The organism is Proteiniphilum acetatigenes DSM 18083 (assembly GCF_000380985.1).
Lineage (GTDB): Bacteria > Bacteroidota > Bacteroidia > Bacteroidales > Dysgonomonadaceae > Proteiniphilum > Proteiniphilum acetatigenes.
In genome coordinates, this window is sequence record NZ_KB905704.1 from 68,156 (window position 1) to 94,992 (window position 26,837).

Genomic DNA, 26,837 nt, shown 5'->3' on the forward strand with positions numbered 1-26,837 from the left:
CATGACGGGGGATTTCTGATGGTGAACTTAAAAAAATTATCATATGAACTTTAATAATTTTACAATAAGAGCGCAGGAGGCGGTACAAAAGGCTATCGACCTGGCACAGGGGAACAATCAGCAGATGATTGAGCCGGCACATCTGCTCAAAGGGGTGATACTGGTAGGCGAAAATATAACCGGATTTTTGTTCCAGAAACTGGGTGTAAATTCTCAAAACCTGGAGAGAGTGCTCGACAAGGAAATTGAATCGTTCCCCCGTGTATCGGGAGGTGATCCGATGCTGAGCCGTGAGACCAATGCAGTCTTCCAGAAAGCTATTGATTTTACCAGCAAGATGGGTGATCAGTTTGTGTCTCTGGAGCACTTGCTGTTGGCTATCCTGGATGAAAAGAACAGCGCATCGCAGATAATGAAAGATGCGGGTATATCACTGAACCAGTTGCAGGCAGCTATAAAGGAGCTGCGTAAAGGGGAAAAAGTGACCAGCCAGTCGGCGGAAGATACCTACCAGTCGCTGGGTAAATATGCCGTAAACCTTACCGAACGTGCCCGTAACGGTAAACTCGATCCTGTGATCGGTAGGGACGAAGAGATTCGCCGCGTCTTGCAAATTCTAAGCCGTCGTACCAAGAATAATCCCATCCTGATCGGTGAGCCGGGAACCGGCAAGACGGCTATTGCCGAAGGGCTGGCATATCGTATCGTGCGGGGTGATGTGCCGGAAAATCTCAAGAGCAAGCAGATATACTCTCTCGATATGGGAGCACTGATTGCCGGAGCAAAATACAAGGGAGAATTCGAGGAACGATTGAAGTCGGTGATCAACGAAGTGGTAAAGTCGGAAGGGGAGATCATCCTTTTCATTGATGAGATCCATACATTGGTAGGCGCAGGAAAGAGTGAAGGAGCGATGGATGCGGCCAATATACTGAAGCCGGCCCTCGCACGTGGCGAATTACGTGCCATAGGAGCTACTACGCTGGATGAATACCAGAAGTATTTCGAAAAGGATAAAGCCCTGGAACGCCGTTTCCAGACAGTGATGGTGGACGAACCGAGTGAATCGGATACAATCTCGATCCTTCGTGGTCTGAAGGAGAGATATGAGAATCACCATAAGGTGCGCATTAAAGACGAGGCGATTATTGCTGCCGTACAGCTTTCGAGCCGTTATATCACGGATCGTTTCCTGCCCGACAAGGCGATCGACCTGATGGACGAGGCAGCAGCCAAACTGCGTATGGAGGTGGACTCTGTGCCTGAGGAACTGGATGAGATCATGCGGAAAATCAAGCAGTTGGAGATCGAACGTGAAGCAATACGTCGTGAAAATGATACGCAAAAAGAAGAGTTACTTACCAGGCAGATTGAAGACCTGAAGGCTGAAGAATCGGAATACAAGGCCAAATGGCAGTCTGAAAAAGAAATAATCAATAAGATACAACAGGATAAGATCGACATAGAAAATGCCAAATTCGAGGCTGAGCGTGCCGAACGTGAAGGTGATTACGGCAAGGTGGCCGAATTGCGTTATGGTACGATCAAGGAAAAAGAAAATGAGATAGAAGAGTTACAGAAACAACTGCATGAACGTCAAGGTGGCCGTGCCATGATCAAAGAAGAGGTGGATGCTGAAGATATTGCCGATGTAGTATCGCGGTGGACCGGTATTCCGGTGAGTAAGATGCTGCAGAGTGAACGGGAGAAACTGCTTCATCTCGAAGAAGAACTTCATAAGCGTGTCGTCGGCCAGGAGGAAGCTATCTCTGCCGTGGCTGATGCAGTGCGGCGTAACCGTGCCGGATTGAGCGACCCGAAACGTCCTGTCGGTTCTTTCATCTTCTTGGGCACGACGGGTGTCGGTAAGACGGAGTTGGCGAAAGCACTGGCAGAATACCTCTTCGATGATGAGAATATGATGACCCGTATCGATATGAGCGAGTATCAGGAGAAATTCAGTGCTACCCGGCTGATTGGAGCGCCTCCGGGATATGTGGGGTATGATGAAGGTGGACAACTCACTGAAGCTATCCGCCGTAAACCCTATTCAGTGGTATTGTTCGATGAGATTGAAAAGGCCCATCCGGATGTGTTTAATATCCTGTTGCAGGTGCTGGACGACGGTCGGTTGACCGACAACAAGGGTAGGGTGGTGAATTTCAAAAATACCATTATCATCATGACCTCTAACATGGGATCGAATCTGATCCGTGAGAATTTTGAAAGGATCACTCCTTCGAACCGTGAAGAGATCATCGAAAATACCCGGAATCAGGTGATGGATATGCTGAAAAGAACTATCCGTCCGGAATTCTTGAACCGGATCGACGATATCATCATGTTTGCTCCGCTGAAGGAGGATGAAATCGAACAGATTGTCCGCATCCAACTCGGTGCTGTAGGGAAGATGTTGTCGGAGAACGGCATCGAACTGAGGTACACCGACGAAGCGGTCAGAAGTATTTCTGTAGCCGGTTTTGATCCTGAATTCGGAGCACGTCCCGTGAAACGGTTGATCCAGCGCAAGGTGCTGAACCAGCTTTCGAAAGATCTGCTGGCCGGAAAAGTGGATAAGACAAAACCGATCATTATCGACGCTATTGACGATACGATCTTTTTCAGGAACTAATTCTAAAGAGTTAAGAATGAAAAATTAAAAGTGAAAATTTATTTAGTGAAAGTGGAACGGACATGGCTCCGATTCCACTTTTTTGAATTTTGAATTTGAAATCACCTTTTCCAGAATCCGGGGATAAACAACGAGAGTACGGTAAATATCTCAAGACGTCCTATCAGCATAAGAAAACTGAGATAGTATTTCATAAAAGGAGTGGCTGATTCGAACGTACCGCTGGGTCCGTACGAGCCTAATCCGAAGCCGTAGTTACTGATGGATGAAAGAGAAACGCCGATCGATTCTTCGAAATTCATTCCTGTAAGCCCCAATATTACAGCACTGATCACCGTGAGGGTGATATACAGAAAGACAAAAGCAAATAGACGAGACATGGTTTCGCCGGTGATCACTTTCCGGTTCATTTTCACCACATAAAGTGCATTGGGATGTACCTGCCGCTTGAAAACCAATAGTGCGTTTTTGGAAAGTGCTATCAGGCGGGAGATCTTCATGCCGCCCGAAGTGGAACCTTCACTGCCGCAAAAGAGGATCATCGTCAGGAAAAGAAGCCAGTAACCAGAGCCCCACAACTGGAAATCGGCTGTGGCAAATCCTGTGGTAGTGACTGCGGCCACGACCTGGAAGAGCACTATCCGGAAAGTTTGTTCTATATCGTGCATCTGCCCTGAAGTCAACAGACCTGCGGTGATCCCTACAGTGAAAAGAATGATAATCAGGAAATACCATTTGAACTCTTCATCCCTGATAATAGTAGTCTTGAAGCGTGTGACAAGCGCCGAGATGAGAAGGAAATTGGTACCACCCAGAAACATAAGCAAGGTGATTACATATTCCGTATAAGGAGAGTTGAAAAAAGCAATACTAGCCTGCTTGGTAGAAAAACCACCTGTGGAGATAGCTGTGAGTGTGTGACAAGCTGCATCGAACGCATCCATCGGACCAGCCCAGAGAAAGAAGAATCCGAGAATGGTCAGGCCGAGATAGGTGAATGCCATCTGCTTGGTGATCTCGCTGATACGTGGGCGGAACTGGTCCTCTGCGATACCTGTGGCTTCTGCTTCATAGAACTGGTTTGAGATCCCTCCGAAGATAGGCATAAACGAGAGGACGAAGATGATAATCCCGATCCCTCCGATCCATTGTGTAAAGCTACGCCAGAAATGGAGTGATTTGGGAAATGCTTCTATATTGACAAGTGTAGAGCTGCCGGTGGTGGTGAAACCGCACATGCTCTCAAAAAATGCATTCGTGAAAGAGGGAATGGCTCCACTGAAGAGGTAGGGTAGTGTACCGAACAGCGCCATCATCAACCAGGAGAGCGTGACAGTGAGGAAAACTTCCCGTTTGGTAATATTACCCGTCGTACGCCTTCTTTTTCTTCCCCAAAAAGTGATGAGCATTCCCGAGCCGAAGCTGATAAGCGATGAAAGGTAAATACTTCTTACGGCAGTTTCGTTGTAATATTCGCCTACCAATGCGGAAAAGAGCATGAAGATCGCTTCAATTATCAGGAGCAGACCTATGGTATTCAATACAAACTGATAGTTAAATCTCTGCATGCTTTGTCGTTTGTCTGGAGGCGTGTTGTACTTATGGAGTACATAATCCGCCCGTGGCCAATTTAATTAAACAGTTTCTCGATACTCTTTAGCGATTTATTGAGAAAAAACACCACTACCTGATCATAGGGTTCGATCAATGTATCTCCATCCACCAGCATGGGTTCTCCGTTTCTGATAAGCGCTCCGAAAGTGATGTCAGAGGGCAGGTTCAAATTCCTGATCAGTTTTTTCGTCACTTTGGAGTTGGGCTTGGCTATGACTTCACCCACATTGGCATCGGCAATCGTAAGGCTCTTTATATTGGAAGCATCGGCTTTCAGCAACAATTCATAGATCTTGCTGGCGGCAATCAGCTTCTTATTGATCACTGTTCCGATATCGAACCGTTCCGCCATCGAAATATAATCGATATTCTCTACTTCGGCCACTGTCCTTTTTACCCCGTACTGTTTAGCCATTATACATCCCAGAATATTGGCCTCGGAATTACCGGTAAGGGCGAGGAAGGCGTCGGTATCGGCGATACTTTCCCGCAGAAGAAATTCGGTATTCCTCCCATCTTCCACAAAAACAGTAACATTGGATGGAGCCATTTCGACTAACATCTGAGCACGTTCCTTATCCCTTTCAATGATCTTTATGCTGATGTTCTGCGGGAGTTGTTGAATTGTTCTCATAGTGATACGGCTACCTCCCATGAACATGATTTTTTTTGTTTCGAACGATTTTTTTCCGAACAGTTCGGGGAGTGAATCTATATGTTTCCTGAGCGTAGTGAAATACAGAATATCATCAGGGAGTATCTGGTCGCTTCCTTTAGGTATAAGGGTGTGTGTATTACGCTTGATAGCCACCATGTGGAAACGCTTGTTAGTCTGTGTAAGATCGGACAGATAGGTATTTACAATAGGAGCGTTTTCCCTTACTTTGGCAGCGGCAAGGATCACCGTACCGTTACATAACTCCCACCAGAAGCGGGCCCATGGTGTTTTAAGCGACATAGCGATCTCCCGGGCTGCGATCAGTTCCGGGTAGATCATGGAGTGGATCCCCAACTTCTCAAAGAATTCTTTGTTCTTGGGTAACAGGTATTCATAATTATCTATACGCGCAAGCGTCCTTTTCGTTCCTAAATTGGATGCAAGCATACAGGAGGTAATGTTTTTGGACTCTTCAGGAGTTACACCGATATAAAGATCGGTATTGGCTGCACCTGCTTCCGTAAGATCTTTGAGTGACGTGCAATTTCCGATATAGGTAAGTATATCGGTGTTGTCGCGTATAATGGCAAGCCGGTCTTTATCGGCATCGATGAGTGTTATGTCGTGATTTTCCTGTCCTAGAAGTTTTGCCAGATGGGTTCCGACTTCGCCCGCACCTGCTATTAAAATCTTCATTGCCTCTTTTGCGGTTAATGATTCTCTATCTCAACGGTTATGTATCTGTACAACAGGGTTTATCCTGTTATGCGGTGGCTGTAGATGTGCATGAATTCCCCTGGTCTCCTTGTACATACGCATAATATGTTCCAGAATACCCTTTTCATCGATTCCGGTGATCTGCTGAAGTTCCCTGACTGATCCGTGGGTAACGAATTCATCGGGGATACCTACGCGGAGCAGATGAACATCAGTATAGTCGTTTTCTGCAAGGAACTCGAGGACGGCGCTCCCCAGACCTCCTTTAATGACCCCATCTTCCACGGTGATGATATATTTGAATTTCCTTGCCACCTTATGCAATAACTCCTCATCAATGGGCTTTAGGAAGACCATATCATAATGGGCTACAGTGATGCCCGATTCTTCAGCCTCGTCGATTGCTTTTGCTGCATTATTACCGATCGCACCAATGGAGAGGAGGGCTATATCTTTTCCCTTTCTTAGTTTTCTCCCTTTACCGATAGGAAGGATATGGGGTTCGTTTTTCCATTCGGTCATCTCACCCTGGCCACGGGGGTACCTGATCGCGAAAGGTCCTTCGTTTCCATATACGGCTGTGTGCATCAGGTTGCGCAGTTCATGTTCGTTATAAGGAGCCGAGATTACCAGATTAGGTATAGGACGCAGGTAGGCCAGGTCGAATACGCCATGGTGGGTAGGACCGTCAGGCCCTACTAATCCGGCCCTGTCGAGGCAGAATATCACTTTCAGTTTTTGTAGTGCCACATCATGGATCACCTGATCGTATGCCCGTTGCATAAACGATGAGTAAATATTACAAAACGGGATCAATCCTTCTTTTGCCATGCCGGCGGAAAAGGTTACGGCATGTGCTTCGGCAATACCGACGTCGAAGGCTCTGTCGGGAAACTTATCTGCCATAAAAGTCATGGAACAGCCGGTGGGCATGGCCGGAGTCACTCCCACGATTTTCTCATTTTTCTCAGCCATCTCCACCAGAGTATGACCGAAAATATCCTGATAAAGCTGGGGTTGGTTTTCATTATCCTTCAGGATCCGCTCGCCGGTTTCTTTATTGAAAAGACCCGGTGAATGCCAGATGGTGGCCGATTTTTCAGCCGGCTTAAATCCTTTACCTTTGACGGTTTTGATATGGAGCAACTTCGGCCCCTGCATGTCTTTGATATTACGGAGTATACGGATCAGCCCCGGCAGGTCATGCCCATCCACAGGCCCGAAGTAGCGGATATTGAATCCTTCAAACAGATTCTGCTCTTTGGTTATCAGGGATTTGACGCTGTTATTGAACCGCAGGACGAGGTTCTTTTCTTTTTCCGAAATCAGATTTCGTTTTTTGAAACCCTGGTAGATATTGTTCCGTACCTTATTGTATTTTGCAGAAGTGGTCAGTTTCACCAGGTAATCCTGCATTCCACCCACGTTGTTGTCGATCGACATATCATTGTCGTTAAGGATGATCAACAGATTATTGGGTTGCGAGCAAGCGTTGTTGATCCCTTCGTAGGCCAATCCGCCGGTCATGGATCCATCGCCGATGATGGCAACGATATGCCGGTTCATTTCCTTCCTGAGATTGGCTGCCACAGCCATACCCAACGCTGCCGAGATGGAGGTGGACGCATGGCCGGCGGCAAAAGTATCGTATTCGCTCTCATTGGGGTTGGTGAACCCGGAAAGCCCTCCCAGCTTACGATTGGTTGAAAACCGGTCGCGGCGGCCGGTCAGTATCTTATGGCTATAGGCCTGATGCCCTACATCCCATACGAGTCGGTCGTAGGGAGTATTATAGAGGTAATGGAGCGCCACAGTCAACTCTACAGTTCCCAGGCTCGATCCAAAATGTCCGGGGTTATTGGAAAGCTGCTCGATGATGAATTCCCTCAGTTCGCGGCAAACTGTTTCCAGTTGTTCTATGCTGAGTTTTTTCAGATCGTCGGGGCTGTTTATATGTTGTAAATATTGCATACGCTTGTTTTATTTAGAATAAGGGGTAAAGAATAAAGAGAAAAGACAATGTTTAGATTTACTGCTCGCTTCATAATTCTGCACACAGTTTTCTTCTTTAATAACGGGTTTAGGTATAAAATAGTTTATAATTACCCTAATCATTTATTGACCTTCCCTCTTTCCCACTTTTCCACCTTAATTCGCCATATCGGAGAAGAACTTGATGCGAACCAGGCGTATTTCGGTTTCTGTATAATCTGACAATTCTTCCTGTGCCTTCTCCAGGTCATCTGTCTCGGTCTCTTTGAAATAGGAGTAAATATCCTGCAGTACATCCTGATCCATCACTTCATTGAGGAAATAATCGATATTGATCTTGGTACCCGAATATACAATGGCTTCTACTTCCGACAGCATTTCGTTGAAATCAATACCTTTTGATTCCGCTAAATCGTCAAGCGCCACTTTTCTGTCAATGGCCTGTACGATAGATACTTTGAGTTTCGATTTATTGGCGACCGTCTTCACACGGAGATCTTCGGGACGGGTAATGTCGTTTTCCTCCACGTGTTTCTTTATCAGATCGACGAATTCTTTGCCATAACGTTTTGCTTTTCCGGCACCCACTCCGGGAATATTTTGCAATTCCTCAAGTGTAATGGGATAGGAGGTGGCCATGGCTTCGAGTGACGAAGGCTGGAAAATAACATAAGGAGGAACGTTCAGTTTTTTCGACAGTTTTTTCCTCAGGTCCTTCATCATGGAGAAAAGCACGGGGTCGGCAGCTCCACCGCTTCCACCGGCAGAGATCACATCTGAATCATCACTTTCCGGATCGGTCATGTTGTCCTCATCTTCATCATCTTTCGTTATCTTAAATGAGACAGGGCTTTTCAAGAAGTCTTTCCCCTTCTTGGTAATCTTAAGAATACCGTAGTTTTCGATATCTTTTTTCAGATAGTTATCGAGTAGTGCCTGACGGATAACTACTTCCCAGGTGCTTTCTTCTTCATCGGCACCCGATCCGAATTCCTCCAATTCATTATGCCCGTACGTCTCTATATCAGATGATTCTTTTCCTATAAGGAAATTTATAAGATAATCGGCCTTTTGTTTTTCTTTGAGAGCGGTAATCGCTTCCAATACAGTAATAAGTAACTCTTTCGCTTCCACTTTCTTCTTGGGATTTAAACAATTGTCACAATGTTCACAATTCGGTTCGTTATACTCTTCGCCAAAGTAGTGCAGCAGCACTTTCCTCCGGCATACGGATGTTTCTGCATAAGCGGCTGTTTCCAGCAGCAGTTGTTTTCCGATCTCCTGTTCCGAGACCGGTTTACCCTGCATGAAACGCTCCAGTTTCTGCAGGTCTTTTTCTGAATAGAATGCGATGCATTTTCCCTCACCCCCATCGCGTCCGGCACGGCCGGTTTCCTGATAATAACCCTCAAGGCTCTTGGGAATATCATAATGGATCACATAACGTACATCAGGTTTATCGATTCCCATACCGAAGGCAATAGTCGCTACGATCACATCCACCTTCTCCATAAGGAAAGCATCCTGATTATTGCTGCGCGTGGCGGCATCCATTCCGGCGTGGTAAGGTAATGCCCTGATATCGTTTGCTTGCAGGATCTCTGCAAAATCGTCTACTTTCTTTCTGCTCAGACAATAGATAATTCCTGATTTTTTGCCCTGGGAGAGAATATATTTAATGATCTCCCTGTCTATTTGTTCAGTCTTATTACGAATCTCATAATAGAGGTTGGGGCGGTTAAAAGATGATTTAAATACTACCGCGTCAGTCATTCCGAGATTCTTCTGGATATCGTGCTGTACCTTTGGTGTGGCTGTTGCAGTTAAAGTGATGATAGGGCGTACGCTGATCTCACTGATGATTGGCCTTATGCGCCGGTATTCAGGTCGGAAATCATGACCCCATTCCGAAATACAATGCGCCTCATCCACAGCATAAAATGAAATGGGAATATTCCGGAGGAATTCCACATTTTCGGTCTTGGTGAGCGACTCGGGCGCTACATAGAGCATTTTTGTCTTACCGGAGAGCACATCTCTTTTTACCTCTTCTATCTCCTGTTTATTGAGGGAGGAGTTGAGAAAATGGGCAATACCGTTTTCTTCACTGTGGTTACGCATGGCGTCCACCTGATTTTTCATCAGTGCGATAAGCGGTGAAATGACAATCGCCGTTCCCTCCATCAGTAGCGCAGGGAGCTGGTAGCAGAGTGATTTTCCGCCACCGGTTGGCATTAATACAAAAGTGTCTTTTCCGGACAAGATACTTCTGATTATAGCCTCCTGGTTACCTTTAAAAGTATCGAATCCGAAATATTTCTTTAACCCTTTGTATAATAAATCTTGTTTTTCCATTGAGCAAATCACTCTGTAATCAAATCTGCCTTTTCCGAAAGGCAAGCACAAATTTAGGAAAGTATTTTATATTTCCAAATAAGATTATTGTAATACAAAATGAATATCTGTGGTTGTGCTGTAAATCCGTATAAATTCGATGATGAACGGCCGGATAGACACATGAAAAAAACGCAAGCTGAACATGCGTTTTTTTGATTCACACGCAACCGGCTTTCACCGGCCGGGGATTCCTATATGTCGTGAATGGAATATGTTTCAGGCGACTCTTAAATGGTGGAGATCTGAATTCTCCAACTGTTGAGCAGCATATTCACGGGTGACGTGCATTTTTTTCTTCTCAGTGGAAGATGGAAGGGTGAACATCGCCTCAATCATGATAGCTTCTACGATAGAACGCAATCCGCGCGCTCCCAGTTTAAATTCAATCGCCTTATCGACGATATATTCGTAAGCTTCATGGTCGAAAGTGAGTGTTACGTTATCCATCTCAAATAACTTCTGATATTGTTTGATGATCGAATTTTTAGGCTCCACCAATATGCGCAGCAGTGCATCCCGGTCGAGCGGCTCTAAATAGGTGAGGACTGGAAGTCGCCCGATGATCTCCGGGATCAGCCCGAATGATTTCAGGTCGAGCGGAGTGATATATTTCATCAGGTTATTCCGGTCGATTACCGAACTTTGATTGCTGGCGGCATAACCTACCACACGTGTGTTGAGGCGTTGGGCGATTTTTTTCTCTATCCCGTCGAAGGCACCTCCGCAAATAAACAATATATTTTTGGTATTTACGGCGATCATCCTCTGTTCCGGATGTTTTCTTCCACCCTGAGGCGGGACATTTACCACCGAGCCCTCGAGTAATTTCAGTAATCCCTGCTGTACTCCTTCACCACTCACATCGCGGGTGATAGAGGGGTTGTCGCTCTTACGGGCAATCTTATCGATTTCATCGATAAAAACAATCCCTCTTTCCGCGGCGTTTACGTTATAGTCAGCGACCTGAAGCAGACGGGTGAGAATACTCTCTATATCCTCTCCCACATATCCGGCTTCAGTAAGCACAGTTGCATCCACAATAGTAAAGGGAACCTGCAGCATCTTCGCGATAGTTCTGGCCAGCAATGTTTTTCCTGTACCTGTTGCTCCTACCATAATGATGTTCGATTTTTCAATCTCCACCTCATCTTTGGTATTCTTCTGCAGGATGCGTTTATAGTGGTTATAGACCGATACCGACAGAAAACGCTTTGCACTCTCCTGTTTGATCACATACTGATCTAAAAACTCCTTGATCTGTGCCGGTTTGGGGAGCGAGGAGAGGGAAAGTCCGATGTCTGATTTCTTGTTGCTTTGGAACGAGTCGTTCACAATTTCGTGTGCCTGTTCGGCGCACATGTCACAGATAAAGCCGGTCATACCCGAAATGAGCAGATTTACTTCCTGTTCACTTCTTCCACAAAAACTGCAATGATTGCTGCTATTCGCCTTTTTTGCCATTGTTTATTTCTTTTTTGTCAGGACGTCATCTACCATACCATACTCTTTGGCTTCGGATGCCGTCATCCAGAAATCGCGGTCGGAGTCTCTGGCCACATCTTCAATAGGTTTACCCGAATGAGTAGATATGATGCCGTAGAGTTCCTGTTTGATCTTTGCAATTTCACGGGCGGTAATTTCTATGTCCGAGGCTTGTCCCTGCACACCTCCCAACGGTTGATGGATCATCACGCGTGAATGGTTGAGGGCGAACCGTTTTTTCTCGGTACCGGCTACCAGTAATACGGCTGACATTGAAGCCGCAATACCGGTACAAATGGTAGATATATCGCTTGAGATGAATTGCATGGTGTCGTAGATACCCAATCCTGCATAGACTGACCCGCCGGGTGAGTTAATGTAGATAGAGATATCTTTTCCCGGGTCGGAAGAATCGAGATAGAGTAACTGAGCCTGGATCACATTGGCTGTATAATCGTCGACTGCGGTACCGAGGAAGATAATACGATCCATCATCAAACGGGAAAAAACATCCATCTGTGCTACGTTGAGCTGGCGTTCCTCGATGATGGTGGGGGAGATGTATCCTCCCTGGCTGGTGATATTCATGTAACTGTCCAATCTGGAGCCGTTCATGCCCAGATGTTTCACCGCATATTTTCTAAAATCGTTATGCATAAAATTTGGTTTGATGTTTATAATTCTAATTATTACCAATAAAGCAACTGCAAACAGAGTGCCAAATTTACAGTCAGCTACACTTACCGGTGTTAGAATTATACAACAAATTTATAACGAATTATCGAATTACAAAATAAAATCCTGATAAACAATCGATAGGTTGCTCAGCAGATATTTATTTTTTTGTCGATGTTTTTCTTTTTTTTGCCGGTTTTTCGGTTGACTCCATCCCCTCTTCCGTGTCAGGTGTGTCGTTAGAAACAGGTTGCTCTGTGTCGGCCGCCTCTTCTGTTACGCTATTGTCGGAAACGATTTCTTCTACAATATCTTCATCATGACCGTGCTCTTCTGTATGTTCACCGTGTTGATGCATATGTCCGCTCATTAATTCGCTGAAATCTTTCGATGAGATCTCTTTTTCAATTACGGTCACATTTTCTTTTAGCCAGTCGATAAGTTTGTTTTCGGTAGCCCTGTCGAACAGGTTACGGACTGTTTCTTCTTTTTCGAGCAGGCTCTTGGTATAATTTTGCAGCACATCTGCCGGCAGGTTGGTCATTCCATATTGGGCAAACTGTGCTCTTGCCACTTCTGTTGCAAGAGCTTCAATATCTGTGAAGTCGACTTTGATCTCGTTTTCTTCCACGATTTTCTGTCTTGCCACATGGAATTTCAGGTCTTCCAGAATTTTTGGAAAATCTTCTTCTATCTCTTCGGCTGTACGTTTTTCATCCGCTTCGAGTAGCCAACGTTTCAACAGTTCGTCGGGGAATGTTACTTCTTCCATCATCTTTACAATGAGATCCCGTGCTTCATGAATGAACAGATGATCGACGTCCGGTTTAAATTGTTTCACCAGTTCTTCTCCCACCTTTGTTCTGAACTCTTCTTCCGTAGTGGCTACTCCTTCACCCAATACTTTGTCGAAAAGTTCCTGGTTCATTTCTGCTTCTTTATAGCGGGTCACCTCTTTAATGTCGAACCGGAAATCAGAATTTATCTCCGCTACGTTTTCTTTAGTGGTTTGCAGCAGCGATGCTATTTCGGCTTCGTTATTGTCGTAGGCTTTTCTGGGATTGAGTACCACGCTGTCACCTACTTTGGCTCCGATAAAGCTGTTTTTAGTCTCTTCATCCTTAATATAGGAAGGCATCAGGATAGCGTTTTCTATTACCTGGCCGTTCTCTTTTTCCTTGTCACCATCCATTTCAACGAGTGTACCTTTGATCAGGTCGGTATCTTTTGCTTCCTCTTCTACAGAAGCATAAGTACCGTAATTCTGTTTATAGGCATCCATCTGCCGTTCGAACAGCTCCGGTTCCAGTTGTACTTTATAAGAAGTCAGTTCAACACTTTTGTCGAGCTTCAGATCGAATTCGGGAGTAAGCGCCACGTCAAATGAGAATTTGAGTACTTCGTCTTTCTCCAGATCTATCTCTTCGTCCAGGTTATCTGCCGGCAGAGGTTCTCCCAGTACTTTAAGTTTATTGTCACGAATGAAATTCCCTATTTCGTCGGAAACGATTTTATTGATTTCGTCGACCAGAATAGCTTTTCCGTATAATTTTTGGATAAGGCTTTTGGGTACTTTTCCCTGACGGAATCCGGGAATATTAGCCCTTTGACGGTATTGATTCAGTGATTTATCTACCTTTTCCTGATAATCTGCTTTTTCCAGTTCAATGACGATGGTTCCATTCACATCGTTCGTTTTGTTCAGTGTTGACTTCATTATAATATATGAAAATGATTGTTTTTTGTTGAAAGTGCGTAAAATTCAACCGTTTGAAACATTTTAAAAAATAAGATTGCAAAATTAGTGTTATTCTTTTAATCTGCAAAAAATATTTTATTGAACCCGCTGCAATTCTGTTACCGGATTATTGTACTACCTTTGCACTTCAAATGACAGCAGCAATGAAACCTCTTTTTTCGTCCTTCACACCCGGCTATAAGATAGCCTGGCTTTTCTTGTTTCTGCTGATTGGTGTAATCACAGCCGCTATCCTGACAAATCTTATTCTGATGATACCGGGAGTGGACGGCGGAAACGGGGTGACTGCAATTTATGTGGGCTCGGTAATGCAATCGGTGTTGGGCACCGCTTTGCCGGCATATTTTATTGCTGTTTTGACTCACACTGCCCCGGCACGCTACCTGAAGATGACCGCCAACGGCCGGATGGGAGAAAAAATGATATTCGCCGTTCTGGCTTTTATCTTCTCTTACTGTTTAGCTTCGTTTCTGTCACAATGGAACAAAGGGATGGAACTTCCTGCATCTATGCATGAAGTGGAGCAGATATTACGCTCCATGGAAGATGCTGCACTCGAGACCACCGGTTTGTTGCTATCGGGTAAGACCATCGGAAGTCTTATCCTGAACCTGATTATTGTGGCGGGATTTGCAGCAGTGTCGGAAGAGATGTTTTTCCGTGGAGCCTTACAACAATTTATTCAGGAGAAGTTTCCGAACGGACATGTGGCTGTCTGGATCACGGCACTGGTATTCAGTCTAGTCCATTTCCAGTTTTATGGATTTTTGCCGAGACTACTGTTGGGTGCCCTGTTGGGATATCTGTTCCTTTACACGCGGAATCTGTGGGTACCTATTCTGTTTCACTTTATTAATAATGCTTTCATTATTGTGCTGCATTATTTCTGGGGCGACACCCAGTGGATGCGGAAGATAGAGGAGATGCCGGTCGACGGGTGGTTTGCTCTCGTTGCTGCTGCCAGTGCATTGTGTACCGTTCTCTTGTTTTGGATATACCACCGGAGGAATTCGTGGAAAGGTGGAAAGACTAAGGATAATAAATTCAGAAAATAAAGACGAATCAATATAGAATAAAAAATGATACAAATTCAAAATACGCTTTTGTCAGACGATATATTCGAAGAACAATTTATCTGTGACCTCTGCAAATGCAAGGGAGAATGTTGTGTAGAGGGGGAATCGGGAGCACCTATTACAAAAGAGGAATTCCGGGAGATAGAAGGAATTCTGTCTGAAATCTGGGATGATCTTTCCCCAAAAGCACAGGAGGTGATCAATAAGCAGGGGATCGCCTATACCGATTACGACAGTGAACTGGTTACCTCCCTTGTAAACGGAAAAGAGTGTGTATTCACCTACTTCGATGCCGATGGTGTGTGTAAATGTGCCATCGACAATGCTTACAGGCAGGGACGGATATCTGTCCGTAAACCGGTTTCATGCCATCTTTATCCTATAAGATTGACAGAGTACAGAGATTTCACGGCTGTCAATTATCATCGTTGGTCAATATGTCAGCCGGCTGTGAAGCTCGGAAGAAAGGAGGGAGTTCCTCTTTACCGCTTCCTGAAAGAACCTTTGATCAGGAAATTCGGAGAAGAATGGTATAATGAAGTGTGCGAAGCTGCCAGGCTATTAAATAAAAAGGAAGAATAAAAACGAAAAAATAATAAAACAGGTTTGTTTCTGAACTTACCTTATAGATTGTCGACCTTACTCTCTGTATGTTTTGGATGTTAAATATCTATTTCATTTTTTTTGTGTTATTTACTTTCTAAATTTAGAATCTTGTGCTATTTTTGCACACACATACGTAAAATGTGCAGAATGCTATGGCTTCAGCAATTTCTAAGACAAGGAAAAATTTAATCGATGTAGCCCAGCAGCTTTTCGCCAGGAAAGGTGTTGAGAATACAACGATGAATGATATTGCCGAAGCATCACAACGTGGCCGACGTACTCTCTATACCTATTTCAACAGTAAATACGATATTTATAAGGCTGTTATTGAGTCGGAACTCAATGTGCTGTACAACAGACTCGAGGAGGTAATCAAGCGTGACATCCCTGCCGATGAGAAACTGATTTTGTTGGCTTTTACCCGCCTGAACGCCGTTAAAGAGGTGGTTACACGCAATGGTACTTTGCGTGCTAATTTTTTCAGGGATATCTGGCAGGTGGAAAATGTCCGTAAGGAGTTCGACCGGAAAGAGATCAGTTACCTCGAAGGGATTATTCAGGATGGTTGTAATAAAGGTATCTTCGGACTGAAGAATGTAAAGCAAACCGCGGTAATATTGCATTATGCTTTCAAAGGACTGGAAGTCCCCACCATCCGGGGTACATTAGGGCTTGACTATAATAAAAAAGAAGACAGGGAAATTATTTCTGATATTCTTTTTAAGGGATTGTATATGAGAAGTGAAAAGTGAAGAAGTGGAGAGATAAGTGATTAGTAATTAGTAATCAATTGGTAATTAGTAATTCGTAATTAATAATTAATATAGTATGAAGCTATTAGAAGGGAAAACAGCATTAGTGACCGGAGCTGCTCGTGGTATCGGTAAAGCAATCGCATTGAAATTTGCTTCGGAAGGTGCGAATATCGCATTTACGGACTTGACTATAGACGAGGTCGGTACAGCTACCGAGCACGAAATCGCTTCTTTGGGAGTGAAGTGTAAAGGCTATGCCTCCAATGCTGCCAATTTTGAAGAAACACACAAGGTCGTTGAGCAGGTGATGCAGGATTTTGGCCGCATAGATATCCTGATCAACAATGCCGGTATCACTAAAGACGGCTTGATGATGCGGATGAGCGAACAGCAGTGGGATGCGGTAATCAATGTGAATCTGAAGTCGGCATTCAACTTCATTCATGCGGTGACCCCCATAATGATGCGCCAGAAATCGGGCAGCATTGTGAATATGAGTTCTGTGGTAGGTGTATCGGGGAACGCTGGTCAAGCCAATTATTCTGCGTCTAAAGCCGGAATGATCGGACTCGCGAAATCGATGGCGAAAGAGCTGGGTTCACGCGGTATCCGTGTCAATGCGATTGCTCCTGGCTTCATCATTACCGAAATGACCGGACAGTTGTCGGAAGAAGTACGTAACGAATGGGCAAAGCAGATTCCGTTACGACGCGGAGGCACACCGGCAGATGTTGCGAATGCAGCTCTTTTCCTTGCTTCTGACCTCTCTTCGTATGTAAGCGGACAAGTAATTAATGTCTGTGGTGGTATGAATACCTGATTAGATGACAGTTCTTTACGAGGATAACCACATCATTATTGTCAACAAGGCGCCGGGTGAGATCGTGCAGGGCGACAAGACGGGCGATAAGCCGTTGTCCGAGATGGTGAAGGAATATCTGAAAGAGAAGTACAATAAGCCCGGCAACGTTTTTTGTGGTGTGACGCACCGGCTCGACCGTCCGACGAGTGGAGTGGTGGTGTTTGCAAAGACCAGTAAAGCGTTGTCGCGGCTTAACGATATGTTTCGCAATGGCGAGGTAGACAAGACCTATTGGGCCATTGTGAGAAATCGTCCCCCGAAAGAGGAAGATCAGTTGACGCACTATCTGATTAAGGATGAAAAGACTAACAAATCCACTGCATATACCAATGAAAAACCACATACAAAAAAAGCGGTACTGCATTACCGGCTGATCGCCGCTTCACAGAATTATTATTTGCTGGAGATAGATCTGGAGACCGGAAGGCATCATCAGATCCGGGTTCAATTAGCCAAAATAGGATGCCCAATCAAGGGAGATCTCAAATATGGTGCAGCCCGTTCTAATCCGGACGGGAGCATCAGTCTGCATGCACGTACTATCTCGTTTATCCATCCTGTTTCCAAAGAAAAGATACAGGTCACTGCACCTGTACCGAATGATAATTTATGGAAATCAGTTGAAATCGACCTTTAACATCAATTCACAACTTCAATACCCGTTTATTCATCCACTTTTGCGATATTCGGAATTTATTTATCATTTATATTTCACGATATGCAATATAGAAAATTGGGAGAAACAGATCTGTCCCTTTCGGTAATCACATTCGGAGCATGGGCTGCCGGAGGTTGGATGTGGGGCAAGACTGAGAGAAACGATGCTGTTGAAGCTATCAGAGCGGCGTATGATATTGGAGTTACCTCCATAGATACTGCCCCCATTTACGGACAGGGGACGAGTGAGGAAATTGTAGGTGAGGCTATTAAAGAGATACCGCGCGAAAAAGTACAGATACTCACTAAATTCGGTATGCGATGGAATCTTGCCAAGGGTGATTTTAATTTTACAAGCAAGGATAATGACGGAAATGATATCGATATTTACAAATATGCAGGAAAGGAAAGTGTGATCAAAGAATGCGAGGATAGCCTGCGGCGGTTGGGTACAGACTACATCGACCTGTATCAGATTCACTGGCCTGATATCACTACACCCGTCAGTGAAACCTTTGAGGCGGTGGCAAAACTGATCGAGCAGGGAAAGGTGCGTTATGCGGGAGTGTGCAACTATGACGCAGCACAAATGGCAGAAGCGGAAAAGACATTGAAACTTGCATCTAATCAGATACCGTATAGTATGGTAAATAGGGGTATAGAGAAAGAAACACTACCTTATTGTATTGAACATCACAAGGCTATTCTGGCCTACAGCCCCCTGGAGCGTGGTTTGCTCACAGGCAAAATAACGCCGGATTACCAGTTCCAGCCAGGCGACCATCGCGCCAATCATAAGCATTTTCAACCGGAGTTTATAGAACGTACCAACAGATTGCTGCAAAAGATAAAACCCATTGCGGATGAGAAAGGTACAACTCTGTCGCAGCTTGTCCTGCGCTGGACAGTGGAAAGGCCCGGAATCACTATCGCACTTGCCGGAGCACGTAACGCTGCGCAGTCCGTTCAAAATGCCAGAGCAATGGATTTTGAGTTAACTCAGCAGGAATTTGATTTTATCCATAACACAGTGAATGAATTTTAAGATAAAAATCTTACATTTGCATATCGGTGAGCAATCCCGGGTTATTTATAAAGAAAAAAGTGTAAATCTACAAATCAATAAATCAATAAATGAAACGAGCATTTAATAAGAAGAAAAGGTGACATGTGACTTTATTCTTTGCTCTTTATTCTAAAAAAAATGAAACCAACTTTATTTGTATTGGCAGCAGGAATGGGAAGCCGCTATGGAGGACTGAAACAACTGGACGGATTGGGTCCGAACGGCGAGACCATTATGGATTATTCTATTTACGACGCGGTGAATGCCGGCTTTGGGAAGCTGGTCTTTGTAATCCGTAAGTCATTTGAAAAGGACTTCAGGGAGAAGATCGTCAGTAAATATGAGAAAAAAATACCGGTAGAACTGGTATTTCAGGAACTGGATAAATTGCCGGAAGGTTTTACGCCTCATCCCGACCGAGTGAAACCATGGGGTACCAATCATGCTGTGATGATGGGAAAAGAGGTAATTAATGAGCCTTTTGCGGTGATCAATGCCGACGATTTTTATGGACGCGAGAGCTATAAGGTGCTGGCCGATTATCTTTCTACCCTGGGAGAGAGTGAAAACAAATATTGTATGGTGGGTTACCGTGTGGGAAATACCCTTTCGGAAAGCGGTACCGTAGCCCGTGGTGTTTGTGAAACCGATGAGGACCGCAACCTTACCGGCGTGGTGGAACGTACACAGGTGATGCGTGTGGACGGAAAAGTAAGTTATAAGGATGAAAACGACCAATGGGTCGCCATTGACGATAACACTCCGGTCTCCATGAATATGTGGGGTTTTACACCCGATTATTTTAAATACTCCGACGATTACTTCGTGCAATTCCTGAAAGAAAATGCCGGGAATCTCAAAGCAGAGTATTTTATACCGTTACTGGTCAATCACCTCATCGTTACAGGAAAAGCTTCCGTAAAAGTGCTCGATACGCCTTCCGGATGGTTTGGCGTTACATATGCGGAAGACCGGCCTGGAGTGGTGGCAAAATTGAAAAGTCTTGTCGATGAGGGAACTTATCCCTCTCCCTTGTGGTGAGATTATCACAGAAATAGCCTGCTATGTGGATAGATATCATTATCATTCTTTTACTGATCCTTTTTAACGGTTTCTTTGCCTTGTCGGAGATCGCCATCGTATCTACGAAGAAAAACAAACTGGAGGCAGAACGAAAGAAAGGTAAGTTAGGAGCCCGGCGAGCATTGAAATTACGTTCCGATCCCGGTAATTTCCTGTCGTCGGTACAGGTGGGGATTACCCTGATCGGTATTATCAACGGTGCTTACGGTGGGCAGGCTTTTACTGTTTATCTGGTGCCTTTCTTTCAGCAGTTTCCGGCTATTGCTCCTTTTGCAGAAGGTATTTCCATGGTGGTTGTGGTGTTCCTTATCACTTATGTTTCCATCGTGATAGGTGAACTGGTGCCAAAGACCATTGCACTCAACAATCCCGAAAAAATGGCAATTGCCGTAGCTCCTACCATTCATGTGGTGAGTATCATTTTCTATCCGTTCGTAAAACTGCTGTCGGTATCGACTAACTTTGTCAACCGGTTGATAGGTTTGAAACCGAAAGTGGAAGTGGTGTCGGAAATGGAACTGAGGGCTATGTTGAAGACCGCTTCCCATGAGGGAGTTATCGATGCAGAAGAAAATATAATCCACGAGCAGGTTTTTTATTTTTCCGATAAACGGGCTATCCATCTTATGACACACCGTACCGATGTGGAATGGGTGGATATCAGCAAGAGCAGAGGGGAGATCATTGAGGATCTGTTGCAGACAAAACACAGTAAGATACTTGCCTGCAGAAAGGAGATCGATGACTTTGTGGGTACCATCTCCATGAGGGATTTCCTGTTACGGCTCAATAAGGGAGATTTGTTTTCGATCGAGGACCTGATCATGGAGCCTATTATTGTCCCTAATAATCAACTGGCGCAAAAAGTACTTGAAAATTTCAAGAACAACCATAAGTTTGTGGCTGTGGTGGTAGATGAATATGGAAGCCTCGACGGAATTATCACTATTCACGACATATTCGAGAATCTGGTAGGTGCCATTCCGGAGGAGACCGAAGATGAACTCTCGGATCCGCTCATATTCATGCGTGATGACCATTCTGCTCTGGTGAGCGGAGAGGCGCCTATAGAGATATTGTCGCAGATGGATGAGGATTTTATTGTGGATTTCGACAAGATCGATTATTCTACTGTAGCCGGTTTTGTATTTGAATGCATCAATAAGATACCGGCGGTGGGAGATCAGTTCGATTACGATAATCTTCATTTCGAGATTGTGGATGTAGATGGAAACAAGATTGATAAAGTTTTAGTAACAAAAAAATTAAAAGAAGTTGATGAAGTATTTATGTGATAATTAAAAATTTTATGTTATATAACACAAAATTTTTTCATGTTACATCGAAAATAGGTGCTAATTTTACAGCAGATTTAAGAAAGAATCAATCTTCATCGATATCTTAATTTTAAACCCAGAAAATTACATGAACAAATTGTATGGCAAATCCGGTTTGCTTGTCGATGCTTTTCAAAAAACAGTAGATGGCAGGCAAACCGGGTTATACACTCTGACAAACAAGAATGGATGCGAACTGACAGTCACCAATTACGGGGCTAAAATAGTTTCGCTGATGGTGCCCGATAAAAACGGAACATTGGTTGACGTTGTATTGGGACATAATACGATAGATGAATATCTGACTTCGGAAGAAGCCTATTTTGGCGCCATATGCGGCAGAACGGCCAACCGGATCGCCAAAGGTCGTTTCACTCTCGAGGGAAAAGAATACCAACTGGCAGTCAACAACGGTCCTAACTCACTCCACGGAGGAATTAAGGGCTTCAATGCTGTGGTGTGGGAAGTGAAAGAACTGACCGACCAGAGTATTGAATTATTCTATTTGTCGGCCGATGCTGAAGAGGGTTTCCCCGGTAACCTTGCAGTGACATTGACTTATATTCTGACGGACGATAATGCATTAGATATTCATTATAAGGCGACCACCGACAAAACAACTATTCTGAATCTCACCAATCATTCCTATTTCAATCTTTCCGGACAGGGGGACCCTTCTGTCGGTGACCATTGGCTTATGCTTAAAGCAGACAGCTATCTGCCTACCGACAACACGGCTATACCTTACGGCGACCCGGAGCCGGTGAAGGGAACACCGTTTGATTTTACCGAACCTCATACCATTGGAGAGCGGATCGATGATGATTTCGAACAACTGCATTTCGGCAAAGGATACGATCATACTTTCATTCTGAATAAAAACGCTGCGGATGAATATGCCTATGCGGGTTACTGCCTTTCTCCGAAAACAGGTATTAAAATGGATATCTATACAACCGAACCCGGTATACAGGTATATACCGGCAATTGGATGACCGGCAATTTTGCCGGAAAACATGGGAAGCGTTATCCTGCAAGATCGGCTGTCTGTTTCGAAACACAGCATTATCCCGACAGTATCAACAAACCGGATTACCCCTCGGTAATCCTGCGGCCGGATGAAACTTTTGAATCGAGGACAACCTACCGGTTTACGACCGGAGAACCAGCATAAATTGGTATTAGCCTATTAACAATTAATAAATCAACAATTAATAATTAATTAAGAAGTATGAACACGACTACTGATCAGAACAAGAATCGGATTGTGCCAATCATCATGATGATCGCGCTTTTCGGAATGATCTCATTTGTTACCAATCTGGCGGCACCGATGGGACAAGTATTAAAGGAACAATTCGGCGTTTCCAATTTCCTCGGGTTGCTGGGGAATGCAGCCAATTTTATTGCTTACGCAGTGATGGGAATACCGGGCGGCATGCTTTTACAACGTGTTGGGTATAAAAAAACGGCCCTGATCGCCATTGCCGTGGGGTTTGTAGGGGTATTTGTACAATTTCTCTCCGGACATGCACCCGAAGGAGCAGCCTTTGTTGTTTACCTGCTTGGGGCATTCATTGCCGGTTTCTCCATGTGTCTGTTGAATACCGTGGTCAATCCCATGTTGAACACGTTGGGCGGCGGAGGTAATAAAGGCAACCAGCTGATCCAGGTCGGTGGTTCCTTCAACTCCGTGATGGCTACCTTTACCCCCGCTTTTGTGGGTATTTTGATCGGTGAAGCGACCAGCGCCAGGATCAGTGATGTATTTCCGGTAATGTACATCGCAATGGGTGTTTTTGCTGTTGTATTCTTTGTTTTGATGGGCATAAGAATTCCTGAGCCTCATGCGACAAAGACAAAAGAACCAATGGGTACACTGATGTCAGGAGCGATGAAATTCAGGCATTTTATATTGGGCGCCATTGCCATTTTTGTTTATGTGGGAGTTGAAGTCGGTACACCCGGCGTAATGATATTATGGTTATCCGACACCCCCGTGGGCAAAACAACCGCGGGATTTGTGGCCGGGATTTATTGGCTTTTCATGTTGGCAGGCAGGTTAATCGGAGCTTCCCTGGGGAGTAAAATCTCCAGCAAGGCCATGCTTTCTACCGCTTCATTCGTGGGATTGCTGTTAATTCTGGCAGCTATCTTCTCGCCGACAACCATCGAAGTTACATTCCCGGCGTTTACCTCCGAAGGCGGCCTTTCGTTCGGGTTAGTACAGATACCCATTAATGCAATGTTTATGGTGTTGGTCGGTTTCTGCACATCCATCATGTGGGGTAGCATATTCAACCTGGCAGTAGAAGGGTTGGGCAAGTTCACACCGGCCGCTACGGGAATATTTATGACCCTGGTTTGCGGTGGCGGTATCCTTCCTGCTATTCAGGGTGGTATAGCCGATTCTGTCAGTTATCTGGCAAGCTATTGGGTGATTGCCATAGGATTGGCTTACCTGTTGTTCTATGCCCTGATCGGTTCGAAGAACGTAACCACCGGTGTCTCTGTGACGGATGAAGAAGTATCGGTCGATACTGCTTCCCAGAGTGCACCCGTAGAAGAATAATTTGGAGTTTTAATAATTAATTATAATGACGAAAGAAGAAGTAATAAAAATATTTTCTGAGAAATTCGGCAACCAATCCCCGGAGGTCTATGCCTCACCGGGACGTATCAACTTAATAGGGGAGCATACCGATTATAATGGAAGCTTCGTATTCCCCGGCGCTATCGATAAAGGTATGATCGCTGCTATCCGGTTCAATGGAACTGATAAAGTGAGAGCCTATGCGATCGATCTGGATGAAAGTTCCGAGTTCGGGCTCAATGAAGGGAACCTTCCGAAAGAGGGTTGGGCCAAGTATCTGTTTGGCGTATGCCGTGAGATCATTAAAAGAGGTGGTACGGTGAAGGGATTCGATACCGTATTTGCGGGCGATGTGCCCCTCGGTGCCGGGATGTCTTCTTCGGCGGCATTGGAAAGTACCTATGCTTTTGCATTGAACGATCTGTTAAACCTTGGCATCGATAAATTCGAACTGGCGCGTATCGGTCAATCCACCGAACACAATTACGTAGGTGTGAAATGCGGTATTATGGACCAGTTTGCTTCCATTTTCGGGAAGAAAGGCAATTTGATCCGTCTCGATACCAAATCGATGGAATATGCCTACTTCCCGTTTGATCCCAAAGGATATAAACTGGTGTTGCTTGATACTGTTGTAAAACATGAGCTGGCTTCATCGGCATATAACAAACGGCGGGAATCGTGCGAACATGCCGCCAGAACCATTGCAAAGCGCCACCCTGAGGTGGAGTTCCTGCGTGATGCTTCTATGGAGATGCTCGACGAGGTAAAGAATGAGATTTCGGAAGAGGACTATCTGCGTGCCAAATATGTGATCGAGGAAACCCAGCGGGTACTCGATGTGTGTGATGCATTGGAAAAAGGCGATTATGAGACCGTCGGTCAGAAGATGTATGAAACGCACCACGGTATGAGTAAACTCTACGAAGTGAGCTGTGAAGAGCTTGATTTCCTGAATGATTTGGCCCGTGAGCACGGTGTAACCGGTTCGCGTGTGATGGGAGGCGGCTTTGGCGGTTGTACCATCAATCTGGTAAAGGATGAGTTGTATGATTCATTTATCGCTGATGCCAAAGCGCAGTTCAAAGCCAAGTACGGCCATGAACCGAAAGTCTATGATGTAGTGATCAGCGACGGAGCTCGCAAGCTCTGATTTAAAAACACACACTTTATGGCTGAAAGCAGAAGCCCCTTCAGGGTGTATGCTTTCAGCTTTTTTTTAATCCCACCATGAATATCATTACACTCCAAATTTTTAACCGTCTTTTACCGATTTGTAGTGATTTGCCTCTTATCCTGATGATGTTCCGGGAAAAAATGTATTTCCCGGAAAGTCATTAATACCGTGATTCCTTTTTTTGGTCGATAAATACCCAACCTTCGTCGAAATGTTTTTCGGAGCTTGTCGGGCGACGCTACTTTTGCCTGAAAAAAGGATTATTTATGAGGTACATTTTTTATCCATTCTTTCCAATAAGTACAAATATTGCTTCTGTTTGTATCACGGTAGTAATATTCCTTTTGTCAGGAATACCGGCCGCATATTCGCAAGAAAAAGCCTTACCCTCGCAATGGGATTTACAGGCGTGTATCGATTATGCACTTGAAAATAATATACAAATAAAACAGAGTGAAGCCAATAAAGAAACCGGATTGGTCGATACCAAACTGGCGAAAGCGGCAATGCTTCCTTCACTCTCGGCATCTATTGGTCAGAACCTTACCAATTACCCGTTTTCACAAGAAGATACATCTTCCGGAACATCTTCCCTTTCCGCATCCGGGAGTTACAGCCTGAATGCATCGTGGACTATATTCGACGGCGGTTCTCGCATTACCGGTATCAAACAGGCCGAATTAAACAACCGGATCGCCGATCTGGAAATCGAAGAGAGTAAAAACAACATCAAATTAGCCATTATACAAAACTATCTCCAAATTCTTTATGCCAATGAGGCGCTAAAGGCTTATGAGGATGCTGTAGAATTAAGCAAAGCCCAATTGGAGAGCAATAAAATAAAATTATCCGTCGGTTCGGTAGCCAAAAGCGATGTTTCTCAATGGGAATCACAGTATGCGGCGGATAATTACAATTTGGTGAATGCCCAAACCACCCTGGAGAATTATAAATTACAATTGAAACAACTTCTGGAACTGGACAGGCTTGACAGTATGGATTTGACGCTCACACCACCAGGCGAAGACGATGTATTATCCCTGATCCCCGATAAACAGACGATTTATCAGACGGCTTTACATGTGATGCCACAAATAAGAAACAGCGAGCTTAACACTGAATATGCGCAACTGGATATTGAAAAAGCGAAGGCCGGTTTTTATCCTACTGTCAGTTTACAGGCAAATACGGGAACCGGCAACCTCTATAATCATTCGGGATATTCTTTCGGTTCCCAGTTGAAATATAACTGGAACAACGTGATCGGATTGTCGGTCAGCATTCCCATCTTTTCCAACAGGACTGTCAAAAGCGCCGTGGAGAAAGCCGGCATCAATGTCTATTCATCACAATTGAATGAATTAAGTATCCGAAAAGAACTATATGCCGACATTGAAACGGCTTATTTAAATACCCTGGCTTCACAAGCTCAGTTCGTTGCGGCCGAAGAGAAAGTTAAATATAGCCGGGAGAGTTACGATGTGATGAACGAACAGTTTACATTGGGCCTCAAGAATACGATTGAAATGTTGACGGAAAAAAACAGATTGATAACGGCTCAACAGGAATTGCTGCAGGCAAAATATATGGCTTTACTGAATATTAAAATACTGGAATACTATCAGGGCTTGATTTGAGGGAACTATTTCGTTAAGCGAGAGCAGAAGCAAAGTTTACTTTGATTATGCCGAGCGTAGAA

The 26,837-nt window shown here is 44.6% G+C and carries 20 protein-coding genes; 13 read left to right on the forward strand and 7 right to left on the reverse strand.

All coding sequences use genetic code 11. From position 1 onward, the window contains the following. The first annotated feature begins 43 nt into the window (after nt 1-43). A complete protein-coding gene (gene clpB, locus F597_RS0116080) occupies nt 44-2,632 on the forward strand; it encodes an ATP-dependent chaperone ClpB (protein WP_019540785.1) in 2,589 nt (862 codons plus the stop codon). A 101-nt stretch (nt 2,633-2,733) separates the two neighbouring features. On the opposite strand, the gene F597_RS0116085 is transcribed toward clpB, so the two are convergent. The 7 genes from F597_RS0116085 to tig form a co-directional block, all read right to left on the reverse strand. Beyond that, on the reverse strand, nt 2,734-4,200 hold the full coding sequence (locus F597_RS0116085) for a TrkH family potassium uptake protein (RefSeq protein ID WP_019540786.1): 1,467 nt from the start codon (nt 4,198-4,200) through the stop codon (nt 2,734-2,736). Between the two features lie 62 nt (nt 4,201-4,262). Continuing rightward, the gene (gene trkA, locus F597_RS0116090; RefSeq protein WP_019540787.1) at nt 4,263-5,600 is read right to left on the reverse strand and encodes a Trk system potassium transporter TrkA; all 1,338 of its coding nucleotides are present in this window, start codon (nt 5,598-5,600) and stop codon (nt 4,263-4,265) included. Between the two features lie 30 nt (nt 5,601-5,630). After that, nucleotides 5,631-7,592, reverse strand: a complete 1,962-nt coding sequence (gene dxs, locus F597_RS0116095) for a 1-deoxy-D-xylulose-5-phosphate synthase (protein ID WP_019540788.1) — start codon at nt 7,590-7,592, stop codon at nt 5,631-5,633. 177 nt (nt 7,593-7,769) lie between these two features. Then, nucleotides 7,770-9,968 carry a DNA helicase RecQ gene (gene recQ, locus F597_RS0116100; RefSeq protein ID WP_019540789.1) on the reverse strand — a complete coding sequence of 733 codons (2,199 nt, stop codon included), beginning with the start codon at nt 9,966-9,968 and terminating at the stop codon, nt 7,770-7,772. A 258-nt stretch (nt 9,969-10,226) separates the two neighbouring features. Then, the gene (clpX, locus tag F597_RS0116105) at nt 10,227-11,471 is read right to left on the reverse strand and encodes an ATP-dependent Clp protease ATP-binding subunit ClpX (RefSeq protein ID WP_019540790.1); all 1,245 of its coding nucleotides are present in this window, start codon (nt 11,469-11,471) and stop codon (nt 10,227-10,229) included. Between the two features lie 3 nt (nt 11,472-11,474). Further along, nucleotides 11,475-12,149: an ATP-dependent Clp endopeptidase proteolytic subunit ClpP gene (clpP, locus tag F597_RS0116110; protein WP_019540791.1), complete on the reverse strand. Its 675-nt coding sequence runs from the start codon at nt 12,147-12,149 to the stop codon at nt 11,475-11,477. Nucleotides 12,150-12,327: 178 nt separating this feature from the next. Further along, a complete protein-coding gene (gene tig, locus F597_RS0116115) occupies nt 12,328-13,884 on the reverse strand; it encodes a trigger factor (protein WP_019540792.1) in 1,557 nt (518 codons plus the stop codon). Between the two features lie 185 nt (nt 13,885-14,069). Between tig and F597_RS21780 the strand changes: the two genes are divergently transcribed. The 12 genes from F597_RS21780 (at nt 14,070) to F597_RS0116175 (ending at nt 26,775) form a co-directional block, all read left to right on the forward strand. Next, nucleotides 14,070-14,981: a CPBP family intramembrane glutamic endopeptidase gene (locus F597_RS21780; RefSeq protein WP_019540793.1), complete on the forward strand. Its 912-nt coding sequence runs from the start codon at nt 14,070-14,072 to the stop codon at nt 14,979-14,981. Nucleotides 14,982-15,005: 24 nt separating this feature from the next. Beyond that, nucleotides 15,006-15,584, forward strand: coding sequence for a DUF3109 family protein (locus tag F597_RS0116125; protein ID WP_019540794.1), 579 nt, complete (start codon nt 15,006-15,008; stop codon nt 15,582-15,584). Between the two features lie 176 nt (nt 15,585-15,760). After that, complete coding sequence (locus F597_RS0116130; RefSeq protein WP_019540795.1) at nt 15,761-16,360, forward strand: TetR/AcrR family transcriptional regulator; 600 nt, start codon at nt 15,761-15,763, stop codon at nt 16,358-16,360. 76 nt (nt 16,361-16,436) lie between these two features. After that, nucleotides 16,437-17,183, forward strand: coding sequence for a 3-oxoacyl-[acyl-carrier-protein] reductase (fabG, locus tag F597_RS0116135; protein WP_019540796.1), 747 nt, complete (start codon nt 16,437-16,439; stop codon nt 17,181-17,183). Nucleotides 17,184-17,187: 4 nt separating this feature from the next. Beyond that, nucleotides 17,188-17,862, forward strand: a complete 675-nt coding sequence (locus F597_RS0116140; protein ID WP_019540797.1) for an RluA family pseudouridine synthase — start codon at nt 17,188-17,190, stop codon at nt 17,860-17,862. A gap of 81 nt (nt 17,863-17,943) precedes the next feature. Beyond that, nucleotides 17,944-18,927, forward strand: coding sequence for an aldo/keto reductase (locus F597_RS0116145; protein ID WP_026327541.1), 984 nt, complete (start codon nt 17,944-17,946; stop codon nt 18,925-18,927). A 159-nt stretch (nt 18,928-19,086) separates the two neighbouring features. Beyond that, on the forward strand, nt 19,087-19,989 hold the full coding sequence (locus tag F597_RS0116150; RefSeq protein ID WP_019540799.1) for a sugar phosphate nucleotidyltransferase: 903 nt from the start codon (nt 19,087-19,089) through the stop codon (nt 19,987-19,989). Nucleotides 19,990-20,012: 23 nt separating this feature from the next. Next, entirely contained in the window at nt 20,013-21,326 is a 1,314-nt protein-coding gene (locus tag F597_RS0116155) for a hemolysin family protein (protein ID WP_019540800.1), read from the forward strand. A 130-nt stretch (nt 21,327-21,456) separates the two neighbouring features. Then, nucleotides 21,457-22,542, forward strand: coding sequence for an aldose epimerase family protein (locus tag F597_RS0116160; RefSeq protein ID WP_019540801.1), 1,086 nt, complete (start codon nt 21,457-21,459; stop codon nt 22,540-22,542). Between the two features lie 57 nt (nt 22,543-22,599). Next, nucleotides 22,600-23,940: an MFS transporter gene (locus F597_RS0116165; RefSeq protein ID WP_019540802.1), complete on the forward strand. Its 1,341-nt coding sequence runs from the start codon at nt 22,600-22,602 to the stop codon at nt 23,938-23,940. Nucleotides 23,941-23,965: 25 nt separating this feature from the next. Continuing rightward, complete coding sequence (gene galK / locus F597_RS0116170) at nt 23,966-25,114, forward strand: galactokinase (protein ID WP_019540803.1); 1,149 nt, start codon at nt 23,966-23,968, stop codon at nt 25,112-25,114. Between the two features lie 290 nt (nt 25,115-25,404). Then, nucleotides 25,405-26,775, forward strand: a complete 1,371-nt coding sequence (locus F597_RS0116175; RefSeq protein ID WP_019540804.1) for a TolC family protein — start codon at nt 25,405-25,407, stop codon at nt 26,773-26,775. Nucleotides 26,776-26,837 lie beyond the last annotated feature (62 nt).